Annotated in this window: 1 protein-coding gene; it reads left to right on the forward strand. The window is 57.3% G+C overall.

What is annotated here, in order from left to right; all coding sequences use genetic code 11:
* The coding region (locus tag LB462_RS30960; protein ID WP_224515960.1) for a GTP-binding protein at positions 1–656 on the forward strand (656 nt) is incomplete at its 3' end.

Consider the following 656-nt stretch of genomic DNA (forward strand, 5'->3'; position numbering starts at 1 on the left):
ATGGCTAAGAGCAAGTTTGAACGTAACAAGCCGCACGTCAACATTGGCACGATTGGTCACGTTGACCATGGCAAGACGTCGTTGACGGCAGCGATTACGAAGTATTTCGGAGAGTACAAGCCGTACGACCAGATTGACGCAGCGCCGGAAGAAAAGGCGCGCGGCATCACCATTTCGACGGCACACGTCGAATATGAGACGCCAGCCCGTCACTATGCGCACGTCGATTGCCCCGGCCACGCCGACTATGTGAAGAACATGATCACCGGCGCGGCGCAGATGGATGGCGCGATCCTGGTTGTTTCGGCTGCCGACGGCCCGATGCCACAGACCCGCGAGCACATCCTGCTTGCCCGTCAGGTTGGCGTTCCGGCGATCGTCGTGTTCCTGAACAAGGTCGACCAGGTTGACGATGCCGAGCTTCTCGAACTCGTCGAGCTCGAAGTACGCGAGCTTCTGTCGAAGTATGATTTCCCCGGCGACGACATTCCGATCGTCAAGGGTTCGGCTTTGGCAGCACTTGAAGACTCAAACAAGGAAATCGGCGAAGACGCCGTTCGTGCCTTGATGGCGGAAGTCGACAAGTACATTCCGACCCCAGAGCGTCCGATCAACCTGCCGTTCCTGATGCCGATCGAAGACGTTTTCTCGATCTC

The organism is Phyllobacterium chamaecytisi, from assembly GCF_020164455.1.
GTDB classification, from domain to species: domain Bacteria; phylum Pseudomonadota; class Alphaproteobacteria; order Rhizobiales; family Rhizobiaceae; genus Phyllobacterium; species Phyllobacterium chamaecytisi.